The organism is Bacillus sp. AY2-1 (assembly GCF_008368965.1).
Taxonomy (GTDB): domain Bacteria; phylum Bacillota; class Bacilli; order Bacillales; family Bacillaceae_G; genus Bacillus_A; species Bacillus_A thuringiensis_S.
In genome coordinates, this window is record NZ_QPEL01000098.1 from 1 (window position 1) to 19563 (window position 19563).

Genomic DNA, 19563 nt, shown 5'->3' on the forward strand with positions numbered 1-19563 from the left:
ACGGTAGCTCGTCGGGCTCATAACCCGAAGGTCGCAGGTTCAAATCCTGTCCCCGCAACCAAATGGTCCCGTGGTGTAGTGGTTAACATGCCTGCCTGTCACGCAGGAGATCGCCGGTTCGACCCCGGTCGGGACCGCCATTTTAATAAGGCTCGGTAGCTCAGTCGGTAGAGCAGAGGACTGAAAATCCTCGTGTCGGCGGTTCGATTCCGTCCCGAGCCACCATTTTGAAGTCGCAAGCCGGCTTAGCTCAATTGGTAGAGCAACTGACTTGTAATCAGTAGGTTGGGGGTTCAAGTCCTCTAGCCGGCACCACTTTCAAAATGAGCCATTAGCTCAGTTGGTAGAGCATCTGACTTTTAATCAGAGGGTCGAAGGTTCGAATCCTTCATGGCTCACCATTTTCAATTTTATGCGGGTGTAGTTTAGTGGTAAAACAAGAGCCTTCCAAGCTCTGGTCGAGAGTTCGATTCTCTTCACCCGCTTTTCAATTATGGGCCTATAGCTCAGCTGGTTAGAGCGCACGCCTGATAAGCGTGAGGTCGATGGTTCGAGTCCATTTAGGCCCACCATAATTGTTCCGCAGTAGCTCAGTGGTAGAGCTATCGGCTGTTAACCGATCGGTCGTAGGTTCGAGTCCTACCTGCGGAGCCATATTTATAGAGAAGTACCCAAGTGGCTCAAGGGGCTCCCCTGCTAAGGGAGTAGATCGCGAACGCGGTGCGAGGGTTCGAATCCCTTCTTCTCTGCCAGAACTGGCCCGTTGGTCAAGTGGTTAAGACACCGCCCTTTCACGGCGGTAACACGGGTTCGAATCCCGTACGGGTCATACTAAAAGAGATAGCATAATCTGCTATCTCTTTTTTGTTGTGTATAGATATAGAAGAAGCTATGACAGATTATAAATAATAAGTTTAAAATAGGATTACCTTTTCTCATACATAAGAAAAGGTAATCCTATTTTTTGAATATGTTTTAACTTTCTATTGAATGTTCATCTTGTTTAATAACAACATGACTATATGCGGAGTGAAGAGTTTTGTAGCCTAAAAGTGCAATAGTTAAGGCAAGGCCTCCTGCTATAATAGCCACATTAAATCCTACATGGGCTCCAAAGTTATCAATAACTAAACCAGCTATCGCTGATCCTAGGGAGACTCCAATTCCAAGTCCTGTAATTGCCCAAGTCATTCCTTCGGTTATCTTTGATTCAGGTACGATTTTTTCCACAAGCCCCATAGTAATAATCATAGTAGGAGCGACAGATAGCCCTGCAAAGAAAACAATAACTACTAGCCAAGTAATACTGTTTACAAAAACTAGTGGCAGCATTGTTATCATGGAAAGTGTGACCGCTATTAAAAACTGATTATAGGGTGGGGTATTGAGTTTAAGAGTACCGAAAATAAGGCCTGCCAGGCATGAACCGATTGCATAGACAGAAAGTACAAAGCTAGCAGCTACTGTGTTTCCTTGCTGCTCAGCAAAAGCTACACTAACGACATCTATTGTGCCGAAGATAGTACCTATAGCAATGAGTGTGAATACTAGTACTCGCAAAGAACCAATTTTAAATACTGTTCCGTTGTTTGTAATGTCGCGAGGGTGTACAGGCGGTTCTGTGCTTTTTTGCATAGTAAATAGGCATACCCCGATTGTAAGAAAAACAGATGATAAAAGTGGCGCTGCTTCTGGGAAGAACATAACACTTAAACTGACAGATAATACAGGACCAATTATGAAGCAAATTTCGTCGACGACCGATTCGAAGGAAAATGCTGTATGCAATTTATGGGATCCGCGGTATAGTTTAGTCCAACGTGCACGTACCATAGCTGACATATTTGGCATACAACCTGCACATAAAGCGGATAGAAATAGCGTCCAATAAGGAGCTTCATATTTCGTACATAGAAGTAAGAGGATTGTAAAGAAAACGCTAATACCTGTAGTCGGAAGAAGTATGCGAGATTGCCCTAATTGATCAGCCATCCGAGAAATATGAGGAGCTAGTAAAGCTGATGATAATGTAAAGGTAGCTGCAACAGCTCCAGCAAGCCAATAGTCACCACTTACTTGAGATAACATGGTAACAATACCAATACCCATCATTGATATGGGCATACGAGCTATAAATCCTGCTAATGAGAATTCTTTTGTACCAGGAGCACTGAAAATCTCACGGTAGGAATTAAACATGATAATCACCACAATATTTGACGTGTACATATACATTCTTCATTCTTTTAACTCCTCCTCTGTTTCATTAATACCTTCTATAAAAAGGGACAGTGAGTCAATGTAGGGTATAGGTAAGAAGTTATATTATCTTGTAAGCTAGAAATAATTGACATACGCACCGTATGCCAATATCATATTAACATACGGAGCGTATGTCAATTGAAATGTTTTATCTCTGGATAGAGCCGATGTTTAAAGGAGTTATTCTTTTATATAGAGAACGATACTATAGTGCAATTCATTTTGAATAAAGAGAATGAATAGAAGTAGGAGGAAAAGATGATTAAAAAAACGAGAGCAGAAATGATTACTGAAACACGTGCTAAATTGCTGTGGGCAGCAAGAGAGGCTTTTGGTACAGTTGGATATGTAAATACGTCTATGGATGATTTTACAGCATCTGTCGGTTTAACACGTGGTGCAATTTATCATCATTTTGGTGATAAAAAAGGATTGTTAGAAGCAGTTGTAAAAGAAATTGATATGGAAATGGATAATAAATTAGGGAAAGTATCAGATGAAGCGGAAGGAAAATGGGAAGGGTTTGTTGGGCGTTGTCGTGCATATTTAACGATGGCACTTAATCCAGAAATTCAGCGAATCGTACTTCGAGATGCACCAGCAGTATTAGGAACTAGTTATTATCAATCATCACAGTCACAATGTTTAGTGACGATGGCCGAGATGCTTCAGCAATTAATGAAGGACTGTATTATTGAAAAGACGGACTGTGAAGCTTTAGCAAGATTTATAAATGGCGGACTAGTGGACCTTGCTTGTTGGATTGCGAATTCTGAAGATGCAGAGGCACGGTTGTCTAAAGCTTTGCATAGCCTATCACTTATATTGAATGGTTTATTATTAGAAAAGAATGCATAATTTTAACGGATATTTTTTAATATATAGTAATGATTAAAAGGGAGGTGATAAAGTATAGGCTAATTCATTTATTTAACCGTATTCTATATAAGCTAATTGACGTCCATCTTGTAAGGGAATGATGTGATCAGTCAGTTTAATCTTATAATGTGATTACATTTTTTGTGAATGTTAGGATTTTTATTATAGAAAGTGAATTTAGTTACAGTGAGTAATTGAATCATACATTTTTATTCACAATCTAAAGAAAACACCTAATTTGGTATGGATTCCACACCTGATCTAACAACTTTACACTCTATGTGAAAAAGTTCACAAATAGGTCATAAATTGTGAAGTAATTCACAATAATACGTGCTACAATATGAATGTAAAGAAGTTAAACAACATTAAATTAGTATTTTAATTAATTACTTAAACAATCATAAAAAAATATATGTGAACAATAGAGAGGGGAAATTACCATGAAAAAAGGTATCAATCGTGTAGTATTAGTAGGAACAGGAGCTGTAGGTTGTAGTTACGCTTACTCAATGATCAACCAAGGTGTAGCTGAAGAATTCGTATTAGTAGATGTTAATGAAGCAAAAGCAGAAGGGGAAGCAATGGACTTAAGCCATGCGGTACCATTCTCTCCATCACCAACAAAAGTTTGGAGCGGTAGCTATGCAGATTGTAAAGATGCAGATCTAGTTGTTATCACTGCTGGGTTACCACAAAAGCCAGGTGAAACTCGTTTAGACTTAGTTGAGAAAAATACAAAGATCTTTAAACAAATCGTTCGCGGCATTATGGATAGCGGATTCGATGGAATCTTCTTAATCGCAACTAACCCGGTTGATATTTTAACTTACGTAACTTGGAAAGAATCTGGTTTACCGAAAGAGCGCGTAATCGGTTCTGGTACTACTTTAGACTCTGCTCGTTTCCGTTACATGTTAGGTGACTACTTAGATGTAGATCCACGTAACGTTCATGCTTACATCGTTGGTGAGCACGGTGACACTGAACTTCCAGTATGGAGCCACGCTACTATCGGTGTACAAAAACTAGAAACAATCTTAGCTAACAACGAACAGTACAAACAAGAAGACTTAGATAAAATCTTCGAAAATGTACGTGATGCAGCTTACCATATCATCGAACGTAAAGGTGCAACTTACTACGGAATCGGTATGTCACTACTTCGTGTAACTAAAGCGATCTTAAACAACGAGAACAGCGTATTAACTGTATCTGCATACCTTGAAGGTCAATACGGTGAGAAAGATGCTTACGTAGGTGTTCCAGCTGTTATTAACCGCGAAGGTGTACGTGAAATCGTAGAACTTGAGCTAAATGAAGAAGAAAAAGCGAAATTCGCTCATTCTGTAAAAGTATTAAAAGAAACTATGGCACCAGTACTATAATTAATTGCTAAATAATCCGGAAGTGGGGACCTGCTTCTTACTTCTGGATTTATATATAATTCAATATAAATTCCTTTTCCGGTTTCCCTTGTATATCCCCAATATACCCCTTTTGCTGGATAAGGGTCATTTATAGAAAAGAGCACTCTATTTTATATAGAGTGCTCTTTATGATTATTTTTTAGGTGTTAAACCTAACTTCTTTAAAATATCTGTCAGTGTACCGCTTTTTGATTTTTCTACAGGTGTTTGTGATTTAGATGCATCTGGACCTTTTTTCAAGAAGTTCTTTTCAACGAAGCGAATATCTTTTTCGTCGACAATTCCATCTTTATTAAGATCTCCGTCTTTTACAGTTAGTCCTTTTTTAATGTAGTTGCTAGCGATAATTTCAGCATCTTTAATATCGATTACTTTATCACCATTTACATCGCCGGCAAGGTTTTCGTCAGGTCTTGCATAATAATATTGGCCAAGCAGCTTACCGTCTTTTTCAGTACCAAGTTTCGTTGTTAGGCGGCTTGAAATGAGTTACTCGATGTTTCTGAATCACTGAAATAGGCAAATACACCTCCGAATGTAAGGGATAAACCAAGTGAAGCGGTGACAACTCCCATTCCTACTTTTTGTTTTAATGACATAAAAAAGCCCTCCTAGTTAAATTTTCATAGTGACCGTTCGCAACAAGGATAAATAAGTAAACATAGTAGTCCACTATGAATTATAGTTACGGAAGATCTAAGTTCTTTATTGAGAGCGAGTATATGCTTATGAATTTTGCATTTCAATAAAATTGTGACAAAAAATGTTGAGAAACATTTTTTTATGAAAGATTATTTTGTTTTGATTTTGAATGAAAAATAGCATGAAAAATAGGATAAATCTAATAAAATAAAGGTTGAGAAAAAATAATAGGTAAAAATATAGAAGAATAAAAAAGCGTTTTCAATGAATATTCGTCAAAATTCGATATTTTACACGGAAATGTGAAGAAAAACTAACATTTTTAAGAAAAAAACGAATATTTTTTATAAATTAACAAGGATATTGCAGTTTTTCGCAGAAATAGTTAAAGTATAAAAAATTCTGTCATCTAAGTGAGGTGAGCATATTGAGTGTAATAAATTGTGAAGAAGTGAAACGAGATGAGTTTCATACAGAAAAGTACTATGAAAGTTATAACATCTTTGGCGCACATGTTGTGACGGAAGATGAGATTCAAGGGGTACGATTTACAGTGTGGGCTCCTCATGCGAAAGCAATGAGTGTTGTTGGAGATTTTAATGAGTGGGATTATGAGCAACATAAAATGCTACAAGTGACAGAAGAAGGCATTTGGTCCTTGTTTATACCGCATATTAAAGAAGGAGAAATATATAAATATGCGATTGAAACGTTGGCTGGTGACGTCATTTTAAAGGCAGATCCGTATGCTGTATATGCAGAAGTAAGACCGAATACGGCATCTGTAGTTTTTGATATAAAGGGATATGAATGGAATGATAAAAACTGGACTCGTAAGAAAAAGAAAAAAACGATTTATAAAGAAGCGATGACAGTTTATGAATTACATTTTGGTTCTTGGAAAAAGAAAGAAGATGGAACGCTGTATTCTTACAGGGAAATGGTAGAAGAGCTCATCCCGTATGTGGTGGAACATCAATTTACACATATTGAAATTATGCCGCTTGTTGAGCATCCATATGATCGTTCTTGGGGATATCAAGGAACGGGATATTATGCAGCGACGAGTAGATTTGGTACGCCGCATGATTTAATGTATTTTGTCGACGAATGTCATAAATATGGAATCGGTGTCATTTTAGATTGGGTGCCGGGGCACTTTTGTAAAGATGCTCACGGTTTATATTTGTTTGATGGCACACCGACCTATGAATATAAAGATAAAGATGTACAAGAAAATCCAGTATGGGGAACTGTCAATTTTGATTTAGGGAAGAGAGAGGTACGTAATTTCTTAATTTCAAATGCGTTATTTTGGATGAGATATTTCCATATTGATGGTTTCAGAGTAGATGCAGTTGCGAACATGTTGTACTGGAATAAAGAAGGACAAGAGCAAAGTAATGAGCATGCTGTTTCATTTTTAAGAGAGTTAAATGAAGCAGTGTTTGCAGAGGATGAAGATTTTCTTATGACGGCAGAAGATTCAACAGCTTGGCCACTTGTAACAACTCCAACGTATGAAGGTGGGCTTGGATTCAATTACAAATGGAACATGGGCTGGATGAATGATGTACTGAAATATATGGAGTGTGCGCCTGAATATAGGAAACACATTCATGAGAAAATGACGTTTTCTTTACTATATGCGTACTCTGAAAACTTCATATTACCACTTTCTCATGATGAAGTGGTTCATGGGAAAAAGTCGTTATTAAATAAAATGCCAGGTGATTACTGGGATAAGTTTGCTCAGCTTCGTTTATTATATGGATATTTCTTTACTCACCCAGGAAAGAAGTTGCTTTTCATGGGAGGAGAATTCGGACAGTTTGATGAGTGGAAAGACCTTGAAGATTTAGATTGGAATTTACATGATTTTGAAATGCATCGTTATATGCATGATTACTTTAAAGAGCTCATAGCATTGTATAAGCGCTCAAAACCACTTTGGCAGCTTGACCATTCACCTGAAGGCTTTCAGTGGATTGATGCTAATAATAATGAGCAAAGTATTTTCTCTTTTATCCGCCAAGGGGATAAACAAGAAGATGCGTTAGTTGTCGTATGTAATTTTACGAAAGCTACATATGAAAACTATAAAGTAGGTGTACCAGATTTCGAGTATTATAACGAGATTTTAAACAGTGATGCTGAGCAATATGGCGGTTCGGGGCAAGTGAATAAGAAACGTCTTAAGACGATTCTAGAACCGTACCATAATCAAGCAGCACATGTAGAGATTACAATTCCACCATTTGGCGTATCCATATTACGACCAGTGAAGACGAGAAAGGGGAGCAAAAAACAAGATGGCTCAAAAACAAAAGTGCGTAGCAATGTTACTAGCAGGGGGAAAAGGTAGTCGTTTAAGTGCATTAACAAAAAATTTAGCCAAGCCAGCTGTTCCATTTGGTGGTAAATATCGCATTATTGATTTTACGCTAAGTAACTGTGCGAATTCTGGTATTGAAACGGTTGGGATTTTAACACAATATCAACCACTTGAACTTCATAATTATATCGGAATTGGAAATGCGTGGGATTTAGACCGAGTAAACGGTGGAGTCACAGTATTACCTCCTTATGCGGAGTCTTCAGGGGTGAAGTGGTATACAGGTACGGCAAGTGCCATTTATCAAAATTTAAACTATTTAAGTCAGTATGAACCGGAGTATGTTCTTATTTTATCAGGCGACCATATTTATAAAATGGATTACAGTAAGATGCTAGATTACCATATTGAGAAAGAATCGGACGTATCCATTTCTGTTATTGAAGTACCTTGGGATGAAGCGAGTCGCTTTGGCATTATGAATACAAATGAAGAGATGGAGATTGTTGAGTTTGAAGAGAAACCACAATTTCCAAGAAGTAATCTTGCATCAATGGGAATTTATATTTTTAACTGGGCAATTTTGAAAGAGTATTTAGAGATGGATGCAAGAAATCCTGAATCTAGTAATGATTTCGGAAAAGATGTACTTCCACTTTTATTAGATGAAGGGAAGAAGCTAATGGCGTATCCATTTGAAGGATATTGGAAAGATGTTGGAACGGTGAAAAGCTTATGGGAAGCGAATATGGATTTACTTCGCGATGAAACATCGCTGAATTTAAACGATCGTAATTGGCGTATTTATTCTGTGAATCCAAATGAGCCACCTCAATATATTGCAGAAAAGGCAAAAGTAGAAGAATCACTTATTAACGAAGGATGCGTCATTGAAGGGGACGTGAAGCATTCTGTGTTATTCCAAGGGGTGACGGTGGAAGAAGGTAGTATGGTTATTGATTCTGTCGTTATGCCAGGAGCAAAGATTGGTAAAAATGTTGTGATTGAAAGAGCGATCGTTGGTTCGGAAATGGTTATTGAAGATGGAACAATTATTCGTCCAGAAAAAAATGTCGACGATGTAGTACTCATTGCTGAAGGGAAATAGAAAAGGGGGATGAAATGAATGGGAGAAAAAATGTTAGGAATTATTAATGCAACGGGAAGTTTTCCTTCCTTAAAGAAAGTAACAGGGCATCGTTCATTAGCGGCGTTACCGTTTGGGGGCCGTTACCGACTCATTGATTTCATGCTTTCAAATATGGTGAATTCTAATATTCATAGTGTAGCGGTTTTTACAAGTCATAAAAATCGCTCACTAATGGACCATGTTGGTTCAGGAAAACAGTGGGATTTAGATAGAAAACGAGACGGACTATTTTTATTCCCGCCAAATTGCCAATGTGACCAAGATGAGTTTGGGTCTTTTGCACACTTTAGAAGACATATTGATTATTTTCTAAGAAGCAGAGAAGAGTACGTTGTTATTACGAATAGCCATCTCGTAACAGCATTAAATTTCCAGGCGGTGTTAGAGCGACATATACATACGGCAGCTGATATTACGGAAGTTTGCCATGAAGGGGTTTCGCTTCAAACATACGTGTTAAAGAAACAATTATTGTTAGATTTATTTGAGACATATAAAGATGTGGAGCAATACAGTTTATTTGATGTAGTGAGAGAAAAGCGCGGAAAATCACTGCATATTGCTACGTATGAGCATACAGGATATGTAGCTATTATTGATTCGATTGAAAGTTACTATAAACATAGCTTAGAAATTTTGCAGCCTGCTATTTGGAAGCAATTATTTAAGAAAGAAGCGCCGATCTTTACGAAAGTAAAAGATGAGCCGCCAACTCGTTATCTAAAGGGTGCAGTCGTGAAAAATACAATGATTGCAAATGGCAGTATTATTGAAGGGGAAGTCGAAAACAGTGTTGTTTCCCGTTCGGTTAAAATTGGAAAAGGTTCAATTATTCGTAACAGTATTATTATGCAAAAGAGCCAAATTGGAGATAACTGTATAATAGACGGTGTTATTATTGATAAAGACGTGAAAATTGGCGACGGTGTCGTATTAAAAGGAAACATCGATGAGCCATATGTTGTAGAAAAAGGAAGCGTACAAAACAGTACGATTAATAGTTATTCCTAAAGAATCAGTGGGGGCTTTTTCTCCCACTGATTAAAGTTTTAATTTAAATGAAAACTCGAAGGGAGGAAGCTGCAAGAGGAGTATAAAAACTTTTCGCGCAGTGGGACAACAAGTGAATATTTTATTTGCAGTATCAGAATGTGTACCGTTTGTGAAATCGGGAGGATTAGCTGATGTAGCGGGTGCGCTCCCAAAAGAGCTGAAAAAATTAGGAGTGGACGTTCGTATTATACTTCCGAATTATAGTCTCATTCCGCAAAAGTTAAGAGATGGATGTACGTTACATAAAGTAATTAACGTCCCGCTTGGGTGGAGAAATCAATATTGCGGAATTTTAAAAGGTGAGCAAGACGGAATTACGTATTACTTAATAGATAATGAATATTATTTTAAGAGAGATTCTCTGTATGGTCATTATGATGACGGGGAGCGTTTTTCTTATTTCTCAAAAGCAGTGTTAGAGTGTATTCCGCATCTTGATTTTGAAGTGGATGTTCTTCATAGCCACGATTGGCATACGGCTATGGTTAATTTCTTACTTCGTGAAAAGTATCAAGATAACCCGTTATATGAGCGTATTAAAACGGTATATACGATTCACAACTTGCAGTTCCAAGGAGTATTTCCTTCTGAAGTGATGTACGACTTGTTAGAGCTTGGTGATGAATATTTTCATAGTGAGCAGCTAGAGTTTTATGGAAACATAAACTTTATGAAAGGCGGTATTATCGCTTCGGATCAAATTACAGCGGTGAGCCCGACGTATAAAGAAGAAATTCAATATGAATTTTTCGGTGAGAAGTTAGATGGATTACTGAGAAAATATAATGATAAGCTTAGTGGCATTGTAAATGGTATTGATACGAGCGTATATAATCCAGAAACGGATTCATATATTAAGGCTCAGTATGATGCAGAGTCATTATATGAAAAGAGTGAAAATAAACGCGCTTTGCAGCGTTATTTTGGTTTGCCAGAAAAAGAGGATACACCAATTATTTCAATGGTAACGAGATTAACGAAGCAAAAAGGTCTTGATTTAGTACGCACTGTATTCCGCGAAATAATGGAAGAAGATGTACAATGTATTATTTTAGGTTCAGGTGATTCGGAATATGAGCAATTCTTTGAGTGGATGGCATATGAGTATCCGGAGAAGGTAAAAGTTTATATCGGATTTAATGAAGAATTAGCGCACCAAGTGTATGCGGGAAGCGATTTATTTTTAATGCCATCGCTGTTTGAACCGTGTGGACTTGGACAACTTATCGCATTGGCGTACGGTACGATTCCAATTGTAAGAGAAACAGGTGGATTAAACGATACGGTACATTCTTATGATGAAGAAACAGGCGAAGGAAATGGTTTCAGTTTCACGAACTTTAATGCACATGACATGCTGCATACGGTTCACCGTGCAATTGAATTTTATCACGATAAACCAGTGTGGGAGCAGCTTGTAAAACAAGCGATGACTGAAGATTATAGCTGGAGGCAATCGGCTCTTGCTTATAAGGAATTGTATAAAAGTCTCATGGAATAACATGTAGGTGGTGAAAAAATGTTTACTCATGTTGAAAGTTTTAAATCAACTTTTCTAGAAAAGTTAGAGACGATGTATGGGAAAAGTTTCAAAGATTCTACAAATCGTGATCAATATAATACGCTCGGCCATATGGTACGTGAGTATATGAATAGTCAATGGATTGCAACGAACGAGAGTTATCGATCAGGAGAGCAAAAGCAAATGTATTACTTGTCTATTGAGTTTTTGCTTGGACGTTTGCTTGGAAGTAACATCTTGAATTTAGGTATTAGAGATGTATGCGAGCAGGGGTTATCTGAACTAGGGATTTCGTTACAAGAGTTAGAAGAAGTGGAAGCAGATGCAGGCCTTGGTAACGGTGGACTTGGACGCTTAGCAGCCTGTTTTCTTGATTCACTTGCATCTTTAAACTTACCAGGACACGGCTGTGGAATTCGTTATAAACATGGTTTGTTTGATCAGAAAATTGTTGATGGTTATCAAGTTGAATTTCCAGAACAGTGGCTTCTTCATGAAAACGTATGGGAAGTAAGAAGACATGATCAAGCTGTAGAAGTAAGTTATTTTGGCAGTGTTGAACCGCTAGAAATTGACGGGCGTTTAGAGTTTAGGCATACAAATGCAGAAGTCATTATGGCGGTGCCATATGATGTGCCGGTAGTAGGCTATGAGACGAGTACTGTAAATACACTTAGACTTTGGAATGCTGAACCAGTTCCTTTCCCGCAAAACTGCAAAGATATTTTGAAATATAAGCGCGAAACAGAGGCTGTATCGGAGTTTTTATATCCAGATGATACGCATGATGAGGGAAAAATACTTCGTTTAAAACAACAGTATTTCCTCGTATCAGCAAGTTTGCAAAATATCGTTCGAATGCATAGAGAAAGATATGGTGACCTTCGTCAACTACATGAAAAAATTGCGATTCACATTAACGATACACATCCGGTTTTAGCAATTCCAGAACTGATGCGTATTTTACTAGACGAAGAAAAGTTAACATGGGAAGAAGCTTGGCACATAACGACGCAGACGATTTCTTATACGAATCATACGACGTTATCAGAAGCGCTCGAAAAGTGGCCAATTCACATTTTTAAACCATTATTACCGAGAATTTATATGATTATTGAAGAGATTAATGAACGTTTCTGTCATGAACTTTGGGAACGTTATCCTTATGAATGGCATCGCATTGAAGACATGGCAATTATTGCGCATGATCTTGTGAAAATGGCTCATTTAGCAATTGTCGGTAGCCATAGCGTAAACGGTGTAGCAAAAATTCATACGGAAATATTAAAGCAGCGGGAAATGCGATTGTTTTATGAATTTTATCCAGATAAGTTTAATAATAAGACGAATGGAATTGCTCATAGGCGCTGGCTTATGAAAGCAAATCCACAGTTAACAAATCTCATTTCAGAGGCGATTGGACCAGAATGGAAGAAAGAACCGATTAAGCTTCAATCGTTGCAAACAGTTCAATATGATGCTAGTTTCCAAGAGAAGTTTGCAGAGGTAAAACAAGAGCGTAAAGAGATTTTAGCGGAGCGCATTCAGAATACAATGGGGATTACGATTGATCCAAATTCTATTTTTGATGTGCAAGTGAAAAGATTACATGCTTACAAACGACAATTATTAAATGTTCTTCATATTTTATATTTGTATAACCGTTTGAAAGAGGATGCTAGTTTTACATTTTATCCGCGTACTTTTATTTTTGGAGCGAAAGCATCACCTGGTTATTATTACGCGAAAAAAATTATTAAATTAATAAATGAACTCGCAAGAAAAGTAAATAATGATCCGTATGTTAGTCAATATATGAAAGTTATCTTTCTAGAAAACTATCGAGTTTCTTTAGCTGAAGATATATTCCCGGCGGCGGATGTAAGTGAGCAAATTTCAACGGCGAGTAAAGAAGCATCGGGAACAGGCAATATGAAATTTATGATGAATGGTGCGATTACACTTGGAACGCTAGACGGAGCTAACGTTGAAATAAAAGACCGGGTCGGTGATGATAACTGTTTCATTTTCGGTTTAACAGCAGAAGAGGTTCTTCATTACCATCAAAATGGTGGATATCGTGCAAGTGACTATTATCACCACAATAGGCACATTAAAAAAATAGTAGATCAATTAACAAATGGTTTCTTTGCACAATCGGGTGCTGAATTTGAAGCGATCTATGATTCTCTCGTTATTCAAAATGATGAATATTTCGTTCTGCGAGATTTTGGTCCATATGCTGAAAGACAAGAAGCTGTTGGTAGAGCTTATGAGAACCGAACAAAGTGGCTAGAAATGTCGATTTTAAATATTGCACAGTCTGGTCATTTTGCGAGTGATCGAACGATTTTGCAGTACAGCAATGAAATTTGGGGTATTGGTAATGCAGTTAAACAGTTTTAAAGAGGTTGCTACGTTGGGGGATATATTATCGATTTACTAACAAAAATTGATATTAATAAATAAAACGAGCTTACTTTTTTAAGCTCGTTTTATTTATTTTGCTTAAGAAAGAAATGGAATAGTGGTATATATTATACCTGCCCCATCATACTCTCCTGTCGCAAAGTATGAAAATGTAAAGAAACCTGTGACCGTAAAAATTACAATAAGAAAAAGTGTGAAGATAAATTTTAACATGTAAGGTCCCCTCATCCAAAAATAACTTCATAGAGTATTATAGTATATGAATATTTTATTTCCAATTGTTTACTGGTTAAAAATGAGAAGTCAGACATGTTTTGTATGTTGTAATGGAATGATTATTTGTAATGGATTTTGTGTTTTTTGTAAATGTCATATTGTGATGGACGTGTGCATACTCCCAATCATGATCATTAAAATTTATGTTTCGGGGAGGGAGAAGTGGAACGACATCGAACAAGTTGACGAAACGAAAGCTACTAGCTACTTGTAGTTTATAATAATTTCGAAAAGCGATATCTCCTACTTTTGGGGAAGCGAATGAATAAAGTCCATACTGTGCGAAGGCAGTATTTATACGTGCATCTAATATGTGTAATGTGGCAAGCGCGCCACCTAGACTATGCCCAGTAGCTAGCAGTTTTTTATGTGCTGGCAATGATACGAGCATATCCATAATAGAATCACGGCAAGACTCATAAATAGAGAGAAAGCCGTTATGGACATTTCCACCATTTAAAGCATAAGGATAAGGTTTTTGATTGACAAGAGAGTCAATAATCCAATCTGGGTCTGTTTGAGTGCCCCTAAAGGCAACGATAATTGTATCCTCAGATTCTAATATAAATCCGAACCATTCTGTTGTTTGAATGGCCTTTCCTTGAAACCCTTGTACATATTGAAAACCATCTGGTATTTCGAAAATACCATTTTGTTTATATTGTTCATACGTTAACTCACAACAAGAAGCTAACAGTATGGCAGTGTCTTTATCAAAGGATAAAGGAGTACGCATTAAGGAAGCCCTCCTTAAGAAAAGGTATAGTTTAATATATGCAGTGAGGAACTTGATTCATTCTTTTGGAAAAAAGCTTGAACCTACAGTTACGTGAGGGAGTATGATTTTTGTAAACATATTGTTAGGAGGAGTGTAAGATGAGCAAAAAGGAAGGCTGTTCAATTGGTGAGTTTTCAAAGAGAACAGGCACATCAATACGGACACTACAATATTACGATGAAATTGGACTACTTAAACCTGAAAAGAACGTTAGCTCTGGTCACCGTGTGTACAAAGGAAAAGATATATTAGAGCTACAGAAAATAGTCAGTCTTAAAGTATTAGGATATAGTTTAGAAGAAATACGCGTCATGCTTACAATTCCAAGTTTGAATGTAAGTTTAAAAGAAACGTTGGAACAACAAAGAAAAGCCTTTGAAGAAAAGAAAAAACACATTGAAGTTTCGATAAAGGCGCTTGAACGAACAAGGGTATGTCTTGAGGAAGATGAAGAGTTGGATAGTGACATATTAATGAGTCTAATTAACAGCATTCAAAAAGAAAACGAACAAAGTTTATGGCTTGAAGGATATGTATCAAAAGAATTGGCTAATGGATTATATAATAAGCCGGAAGAAGAAGGCATAGCACTTGATAAAGAGTTTGTGCGTTTAGCAAAAGAAGTGAAAAGGTTATTTGGAAGAGAAATTGAGGATTCAGAAGTGCAAAAATTGGTTGATGAACATATGAAGGCGACTCTTAAGTATGTTGGTGAAGAGACAATGTATTCTTTAGGTAAATTAGAGAATGTAGAAGAACAATATAATAATATGATGCCATCTCCTTACACGGAAGAAGAAGAGGCATGGCTTAATGACGCGATGGAGTATTATATGATTCGAAATGGTATGTATAGCCCTCCGCAGTAAAAATAAAATGCCATATTCATAAACTTTAGAGAAATGCCTCCGATGTTTTTTGCATTGGAGGCATTTTTTACTCTTTTCCATCTAAAAGGCGAACAAGGCCACCTAATATACTACTTTCACCAGTACTTTATAATGCTGGGCTTGTAAGAGGTTTGAAAAAATAGCCTGTATATATTTGAAAGATGAATAAATCACCTATTTTCTTGTGTTTGTTCGTACTATATACAGAAAATTTCGGGAAACAAAACATATTATTTATCTGTTTGTTTTTGCTTCTTTTTCAAATACTCCGCACGCAATTGTTCAAGTTGCTGCTTTTTATCAAATTTGGCAGGCTTCTGTTTTTCATGAAACTTTGCCACAGCTACCTGACTTTTGGAATCTAATTGATATTTTCCCACTTTGTTCACCTACTTTTCTTGTCTTGAAAGAGAATCTATTCAATAAATATAATATACCTTATTTTACTGAAGTAAACCTTATTACTTTATTTCATCTGCTTTTTCTCGTTTGTAGACGTAAATTAAAACACCCTTTCACTGCATTACTGCAAGCAAGGGTGTTTAATTTTAGTATTATATTAGTGGATGGACAAGCCTGCATAAGGGCCCTTTTTACTCTTTCCCATCCAATAAACGACCAAGTCCACCTAATACACTACCTTCACCAGTACTTTGCGCTGCTGGGCTTGTAAGGCGTGCTGCTAATCGGCTAAGTGTTAAGGACTGAATCCAAACTGTTCCAGGACCTTCTAATGTTGCGAAGAATAAACCCTCACCGCCAAATAGAGCTGTTTTTACTTTTCCAACGAATTCGATATCATAGTTAATATCCTTTGTCATGGCAACGAGACAACCTGTATCAATGCGAAGTTTCTCACCAGGTTTTAATTCACGTTTATATACAGTTCCGCCTGCGTGCATGAAAGCGAGGCCGTCACCTTCAAGTTTCTGCATGATGAAACCTTCACCACCGAAGAAACCAGTTCCTATTTTTTTTGTAAATTCAATTCCAATAGAAACACCTTTTGCGGCACAAAGAAAGGCATCTTTTTGACAAACGATTTTCCCTTGGTATTCTGTTAAATCTACAGGAATAATTTTACCAGGATAAGGAGCAGCAAATGAGACGTGGCGTTTGCCGTGCCCTGTATTTGTAAATACAGTCATAAACATGCTTTCACCTGTAACGAGACGTTTACCTGCTCCCATTAATTTTCCGAATAGACCGTTAGATGGGCCAGAACCATCACCGAAGATTGTCTCCATTTCGATGTAGTCTTCCATCATCATCATTGCGCCCGCTTCTGCGACAACGCTTTCCTTTGGGTCTAATTCAATTTCAACAAATTGCATATCATCGCCATATAACTTATATTCGATTTCATGTGCTTGCATTTTTTCACCTCATAAATATGTAGTAATTATATTGTACAGAAGTTAAAAGAATTAGAACACTATAGTTTTGTTAATTTTCGAATAAAAGTAGAATGAAAATTTAAGGTTATACTAGGATTATAAAAAATGATGGAATGAAAGTGTTCTCATTTGACGTTTTCGACATAGCATGATATAGTGAAAACACTATTGAGCTACATAATGTGGTACGGAAATAAAGCACGTTGTATTAAAGGCTGTAAGCTTGTTATACATTCATGTCCTTTATATCCACCTTTTCATGTGGATTCATAGTTTCATTTTTATTTAGGAGGTACATGACATGCAAACAGGTAAAGTTAAATGGTTTAACGGCGAAAAAGGTTTTGGCTTCATCGAAGTTGAAGGCGGAGAAGACGTATTCGTACATTTCTCAGCTATCCAAGGCGACGGCTTCAAAACTTTAGAAGAAGGTCAAGAAGTTTCTTTCGAAATCGTTGAAGGAAACCGCGGACCACAAGCAGCTAACGTTACAAAAAACTAATTAGCTAGCGATAAAAAGCATTCCGATTTTCGGAATGCTTTTTTTTATTCTTTGGAACTAGATTCATTTGAAGATAATTCGCCCTTAAAGGTACGCTCTTCAAAGTCATCAAGCATTTGTTCATATTCTTCATGTTCCTCTGTAGCGAAAACTTGTGGGTTTTTCCCGTACATATCCGTACCGATAAAGTTTTCAAAATCCTCCACGTAGCCTACGTTTTCTTCACTATTTACATACATGCCATTATAGTTTTTTGAATCTTGTCTTTCTAAATCAGACGGCGTTTCAGATGTTCCGTAATTTGCGACATCTTGCCACGCATCTTCCGCATCGTACTCAACAGAATGGTCCTCATCATGCTTGTGGAAAGAAGGAGACAACACTTCTTCTTCAACTGGTCGTGTATTCATATTTAACTTATTTGTCGCGTGCTGGATGCATGTTGTAGCAGTCGGCATTGCTTCTAATCTTTCAAATGGAATTTCTTCGCCAGACACTTCGCAAATGCCGTACGTACCCGCTTCGATTTTTTGCAGTGCATGTTTTGTATCATCTAGTTGTTTATGCCAAAATTCGATGAGTCCGAAATCTTTTTCTCGTTCGTATAATTCTGTAGCCATATCACCTGGATGGTTGTCATAGCTAGACAGTTCTCCTACTGAATCGCGTTCAGAAGCACGATCTGTATTTTCATGAGTTTGTATCGTTTGCTCTAGTTCTTGTTTTTGTTTTTCTAAAATGGATTTAAATTGACCTATTTGTTGTGGAGTTAACATAGTCGTCCACCTTCCTACAATTCAGTTTCTTTACATAGTATGAGCGTTGAGAGTAGGAATTATGAGATGAATTTCAGATATGAAAAAGGAGCCGCATAAGCAGCTCCTTCTTACCCCGCTATTTGCCGGGCAGTAAAACTCCCACCTACAAATTCGGCTGGAGCAAAGAAGCTAGGTGAGAGATTAACTGCCCGTAAACGCCCGATTGGTGAGGGCTGATAATCAGTGGAAATGAACAACCCCTCCATTGATTAAAGTTTCACTTTATAGGAAATATCCAAGTAATAATCCGATTCCCATTAGGAAACCGAAGATTGTATTTGTTTTTGCTGTTGCAATCATCGCAGGTACCATTTCCATTGGAATGCTTTTGCCGATAAAGCCTTTCGTCGCTTTAAATGCTTTCGGTGCACTTAAAAATACGATAAGCATCCATGGTGATACGATGCCCACGATAATTAAAGCAATTGTCCAAATGTAGGAAACGATGAACATCGAAGCAAGTACACCAACAGCTCTTTCACGTCCAACGAGAATTGCTAACGTTTTACGACCGTTTTCTTTATCGCCATCCAAGTCACGAATATTATTAGCTAGTAAAATGGCACCAATTAAAATGGAGCTTGGAATAGATAGTAAAATGACTTCTGATGTTACAGTGCCAGTTTGAATAAAGAATGAAATCCCAATAATAATGACACCCATAAATAATCCGGCTGTCAACTCTCCAAATGGTGTATATGCAATTGGAAGTGGGCCACCTGTATAAAGGTAAGCAACGGCCATACAAACAAGACCGATTGCAGCAAGCCACCAACTAGAATTCATACAAATATAAACACCTAATAGTATTGCGATGCCGAAAAATCCAAATGCTAAGTTAAGCACTGTTTTTGGCTGAATGCCATCGCGAACGATAGCGCCGCCGATACCAACTGAACCTTCGTGATCAAGTCCTCTTTTATAATCAAAGTATTCATTAAACATGTTTGTTGCTGCTTGAATGAGAAGACAAGCAAGAAGCATCATAAGGAAAAGAGGAAGATGTATTTGATTTATACCTCCGACCTGCATCGAATATGCTGTTCCGATGAAAACAGGTACGAAAGCGGCTGTTAATGTATGGGGACGTAGTAAACTCCACCAGATGCGCCAGCCTGTTTGCTTACTTGGCTTTGGCGCCGTAGGAGAGGAATTCGTTTTGACGTTCATTTCCATGTTGAATCCTCCTTTGGTCACAT

16 protein-coding genes, 9 tRNA genes and 2 pseudogenes are annotated in these 19563 nt (G+C 37.4%); 18 read left to right on the top strand and 9 right to left on the bottom strand.

What is annotated here, in order from left to right; translation table 11 throughout:
- Positions 1-64 precede the first annotated feature (64 nt).
- The 9 genes from DN403_RS21290 to DN403_RS21330 all read left to right on the top strand — a co-directional run bounded on the left by DN403_RS21290 (position 65) and on the right by DN403_RS21330 (position 829).
- Positions 65-140: transfer RNA gene (locus DN403_RS21290), tRNA-Asp, on the top strand.
- A gap of 9 nt (positions 141-149) precedes the next feature.
- A tRNA-Phe gene (locus tag DN403_RS21295) sits at positions 150-225 on the top strand.
- 14 nt (positions 226-239) lie between these two features.
- A tRNA-Thr gene (locus DN403_RS21300) sits at positions 240-315 on the top strand.
- 10 nt (positions 316-325) lie between these two features.
- Positions 326-401: transfer RNA gene (locus DN403_RS21305), tRNA-Lys, on the top strand.
- A gap of 13 nt (positions 402-414) precedes the next feature.
- Positions 415-485 (top strand) — tRNA-Gly (locus DN403_RS21310).
- A gap of 10 nt (positions 486-495) precedes the next feature.
- Positions 496-572, top strand: a tRNA-Ile gene (locus tag DN403_RS21315).
- A gap of 7 nt (positions 573-579) precedes the next feature.
- Positions 580-654, top strand: a tRNA-Asn gene (locus DN403_RS21320).
- Between the two features lie 7 nt (positions 655-661).
- Positions 662-752, top strand: a tRNA-Ser gene (locus DN403_RS21325).
- A 5-nt stretch (positions 753-757) separates the two neighbouring features.
- Positions 758-829 (top strand) — tRNA-Glu (locus tag DN403_RS21330).
- A 146-nt stretch (positions 830-975) separates the two neighbouring features.
- Here the strand turns inward: DN403_RS21330 and DN403_RS21335 are convergent.
- A complete protein-coding gene (locus tag DN403_RS21335; RefSeq protein WP_149185727.1) occupies positions 976-2199 on the bottom strand; it encodes an MFS transporter in 1224 nt (407 codons plus the stop codon).
- A gap of 321 nt (positions 2200-2520) precedes the next feature.
- Here DN403_RS21335 and DN403_RS21340 point away from each other — a divergent pair, with 321 nt between their 5' ends.
- Positions 2521-3120: a TetR/AcrR family transcriptional regulator gene (locus DN403_RS21340; protein ID WP_000592777.1), complete on the top strand. Its 600-nt coding sequence runs from the start codon at positions 2521-2523 to the stop codon at positions 3118-3120.
- A 464-nt stretch (positions 3121-3584) separates the two neighbouring features.
- Positions 3585-4529 (top strand): L-lactate dehydrogenase, encoded by a 945-nt coding sequence (locus tag DN403_RS21345; RefSeq protein ID WP_000715339.1) that lies wholly within the window; start codon positions 3585-3587, stop codon positions 4527-4529.
- 174 nt (positions 4530-4703) lie between these two features.
- On the opposite strand, the pseudogene DN403_RS21355 reads toward DN403_RS21345, so the two are convergent.
- Both DN403_RS21355 and DN403_RS21360 read right to left on the bottom strand, forming a co-directional pair.
- Positions 4704-5057: pseudogene (locus tag DN403_RS21355) on the bottom strand (dockerin type I domain-containing protein); the annotation flags it as partial.
- A pseudogene (locus tag DN403_RS21360) lies at positions 5048-5170 on the bottom strand (TasA family protein); the annotation flags it as partial. The pseudogenes DN403_RS21360 and DN403_RS21355, both read right to left, overlap by 10 nt.
- A gap of 470 nt (positions 5171-5640) precedes the next feature.
- On the opposite strand from DN403_RS21360, the gene glgB reads away from it, so the two are divergent.
- The 5 genes from glgB (at position 5641) to glgP (ending at position 13679) form a co-directional block, all read left to right on the top strand.
- Positions 5641-7578 (top strand): 1,4-alpha-glucan branching protein GlgB, encoded by a 1938-nt coding sequence (glgB, locus tag DN403_RS21365; protein ID WP_000111408.1) that lies wholly within the window; start codon positions 5641-5643, stop codon positions 7576-7578.
- The gene (gene glgC, locus DN403_RS21370; protein WP_000057602.1) at positions 7526-8656 is read left to right on the top strand and encodes a glucose-1-phosphate adenylyltransferase; all 1131 of its coding nucleotides are present in this window, start codon (positions 7526-7528) and stop codon (positions 8654-8656) included. Before glgB ends, glgC begins: the two co-directional genes overlap by 53 nt.
- 18 nt (positions 8657-8674) lie before the next feature.
- Positions 8675-9709: a glucose-1-phosphate adenylyltransferase subunit GlgD gene (gene glgD / locus DN403_RS21375; RefSeq protein ID WP_000504159.1), complete on the top strand. Its 1035-nt coding sequence runs from the start codon at positions 8675-8677 to the stop codon at positions 9707-9709.
- A 112-nt stretch (positions 9710-9821) separates the two neighbouring features.
- Positions 9822-11252 (top strand): glycogen synthase GlgA, encoded by a 1431-nt coding sequence (gene glgA / locus DN403_RS21380; protein ID WP_002081949.1) that lies wholly within the window; start codon positions 9822-9824, stop codon positions 11250-11252.
- Between the two features lie 18 nt (positions 11253-11270).
- Entirely contained in the window at positions 11271-13679 is a 2409-nt protein-coding gene (gene glgP / locus DN403_RS21385) for a glycogen phosphorylase (RefSeq protein ID WP_042596323.1), read from the top strand.
- A gap of 102 nt (positions 13680-13781) precedes the next feature.
- Here glgP and DN403_RS31825 read toward each other — a convergent pair whose 3' ends face one another.
- The gene (locus DN403_RS31825) at positions 13782-13916 is read right to left on the bottom strand and encodes a hypothetical protein (RefSeq protein WP_000911076.1); all 135 of its coding nucleotides are present in this window, start codon (positions 13914-13916) and stop codon (positions 13782-13784) included.
- Between the two features lie 76 nt (positions 13917-13992).
- Positions 13993-14715, bottom strand: coding sequence for a lipase family protein (locus DN403_RS21390; protein ID WP_001260110.1), 723 nt, complete (start codon positions 14713-14715; stop codon positions 13993-13995).
- Between the two features lie 140 nt (positions 14716-14855).
- Here DN403_RS21390 and DN403_RS21395 point away from each other — a divergent pair, with 140 nt between their 5' ends.
- A complete protein-coding gene (locus tag DN403_RS21395; RefSeq protein WP_000037218.1) occupies positions 14856-15626 on the top strand; it encodes a MerR family transcriptional regulator in 771 nt (256 codons plus the stop codon).
- A 251-nt stretch (positions 15627-15877) separates the two neighbouring features.
- Here the strand turns inward: DN403_RS21395 and DN403_RS31265 are convergent, their stop codons facing one another.
- The gene (locus DN403_RS31265) at positions 15878-16027 is read right to left on the bottom strand and encodes a hypothetical protein (protein ID WP_000521642.1); all 150 of its coding nucleotides are present in this window, start codon (positions 16025-16027) and stop codon (positions 15878-15880) included.
- A 213-nt stretch (positions 16028-16240) separates the two neighbouring features.
- Complete coding sequence (locus DN403_RS21400; RefSeq protein ID WP_001147844.1) at positions 16241-17023, bottom strand: TIGR00266 family protein; 783 nt, start codon at positions 17021-17023, stop codon at positions 16241-16243.
- Between the two features lie 322 nt (positions 17024-17345).
- On the opposite strand from DN403_RS21400, the gene cspD reads away from it, so the two are divergent.
- Entirely contained in the window at positions 17346-17546 is a 201-nt protein-coding gene (cspD, locus tag DN403_RS21405; RefSeq protein ID WP_001193052.1) for a cold-shock protein CspD, read from the top strand.
- Between the two features lie 44 nt (positions 17547-17590).
- On the opposite strand, the gene DN403_RS21410 is transcribed toward cspD, so the two are convergent.
- Both DN403_RS21410 and DN403_RS21415 read right to left on the bottom strand, forming a co-directional pair.
- The gene (locus tag DN403_RS21410) at positions 17591-18322 is read right to left on the bottom strand and encodes a yteA family sporulation protein (protein ID WP_000957354.1); all 732 of its coding nucleotides are present in this window, start codon (positions 18320-18322) and stop codon (positions 17591-17593) included.
- Between the two features lie 264 nt (positions 18323-18586).
- Positions 18587-19540 (bottom strand): 1,4-dihydroxy-2-naphthoate polyprenyltransferase, encoded by a 954-nt coding sequence (locus DN403_RS21415; protein ID WP_000425770.1) that lies wholly within the window; start codon positions 19538-19540, stop codon positions 18587-18589.
- Between the last annotated feature and the right edge of the window lie 23 nt (positions 19541-19563).